This window comes from Acinetobacter sp. UBA6526 (genome assembly GCF_002434875.1).
In the GTDB taxonomy this organism is placed as follows: domain Bacteria; phylum Pseudomonadota; class Gammaproteobacteria; order Pseudomonadales; family Moraxellaceae; genus Acinetobacter; species Acinetobacter venetianus.
The window spans coordinates 903-2,442 of sequence record NZ_DJLC01000143.1; the positions used below are offsets into that span (position 1 = coordinate 903).

The window sequence follows — 1,540 nt, forward strand, 5'->3', positions numbered from 1 at the left end:
GCATTTTTATTAATTGTTGAAATTTCAATAATTTTCAGGCTAAAAAGTAGAAAAGCTTTCTCAAAGATTGTTAGACAATGAGAAAGCTTTTTGTATAAACCGTGATCGAAAGTGATCTAAGAGAAGATGGTAGATGCTTTATCTATCTGAGTTTTATTCAGTACGAATCCAGATTTGATTGCGTCCTAAAGCCGATACACCAAGATAACCACGTAGATGCAATCGTTTGCCATTTGAACTTAATTTTGCTTTCATGCTGTAAACTTTGCCTGTATTCGGATCAAGAATACGACCATTGCTATAATTAAGTCCTTCACTGTGCTTCAGACCTGTAACAACATCTAAGCCTAAGATTGGTTTATTGGTATAAGGTGCTGGACAGTCTACACATATTTCCTTTGGAGTATAGCCTGCACGAGGGGTGATCTTTACGATTTTACCTGCATAACTACCATTCGTCTCTTTACGAATTTCGATTAACGCTTTAGGTGCCCCAGTTTTGTCATCAATACTTTGCCAAGTCCCCGTGATGTCTTCTGCGAAAGAAAAGCTACTGATTGCAGATAAGAGTAATGCACCTATAAGTTGTTTGCCCATCATTAAAAATCCTTTTAACGTTTGAAATCCCATTATGTCGGATTTTTGACAATTAGTTCAATCTTAATGTGATATTTGTGGCAAATTTTAAGATAAAGACAGTATAAATGTTGGTAACCAGATCGCTGTAAATACACCATTTACTGCCATGCCAAACGCTGCGTAACGACCAGTCACAGGGCCACGTTGCCATGCTTGCGCTGTTCCGATGGCATGAGCTGCGAGACCTAAAGCAAGACCAGATGCGCGTTCATCATGAATGTGTTTTAAAATCCAAGGAGAGAAGGCAGCACCAATTACACCAGATAAAATGACAATCAATGTCACCATCATCAATGGCGCATGTAATAGGGTAGCGATGTTCAGTGCGATAGGTGTCGTAACTGCACGTGTAGCAAATGCCATGATTGTAGGTTCAGACATATGTAATAAATATGCCAAGCCCATTGGCAATGCGACCGCACTGATACTTGCAAAGCATAAAATTCCGATCATAGATTTAATCGGTAAATCATCATAGCGCATTGCAGCTAAAGGAATAGCTAAGGCAACCGTGACATAGCCTAATAAATGATTAAAGATATCATTTACGTTCTTCATGTAATGCTCATAAGGAACGCCTAAAATGGCCAATAAAGCAATGACGATAAACATTGCAAACACGATCAACGGAATTTGCGGGAATTTTTTATTGAGTGGTTTCGAAATCAGATAGCTGACCAAGGTGATCATAAAGCCATAAATAATCATAAACATATTTAGCGACTCCTATAACCAACGCTTTGCCATTTTGGCGTAAATCCAGAGAGGGAGTAAGGTACTTAACGTAAGCACAAATAAGAAAACAGGAATCTCTTTGCCTAAGTGAACCAACATAATCAAAGAACCTGCACAGATAGGTAAAAATGCAAAAGCGCTTTCTTTCATTATTTTATTATTAGTA

At 38.1% G+C, this 1,540-nt stretch carries 2 protein-coding genes and 1 pseudogene; all 3 read right to left on the reverse strand.

Annotated elements, in window-relative coordinates; genetic code table 11:
* Positions 1–153: 153 nt before the first annotated feature.
* Positions 154–597: a DUF2147 domain-containing protein gene (locus B4237_RS09365; protein WP_023012931.1), complete on the reverse strand. Its 444-nt coding sequence runs from the start codon at positions 595–597 to the stop codon at positions 154–156.
* 87 nt (positions 598–684) lie between these two features.
* Positions 685–1,353 (reverse strand): LrgB family protein, encoded by a 669-nt coding sequence (locus B4237_RS09370; RefSeq protein ID WP_004877491.1) that lies wholly within the window; start codon positions 1,351–1,353, stop codon positions 685–687.
* Between the two features lie 12 nt (positions 1,354–1,365).
* Positions 1,366–1,540 (reverse strand): annotated as a pseudogene (locus B4237_RS09375) (hypothetical protein); the annotation flags it as partial.

Bases quoted from the DNA above. Each gene is read 5' to 3' on its own strand.
- B4237_RS09365 (WP_023012931.1), bottom strand. From the start codon at position 597: ATGGGCAAACAACTTATAGGTGCATTACTCTTATCTGCAATCAGTAGC.
- B4237_RS09370 (WP_004877491.1), bottom strand. From the start codon at position 1,353: ATGTTTATGATTATTTATGGCTTTATGATCACCTTGGTCAGCTATCTG.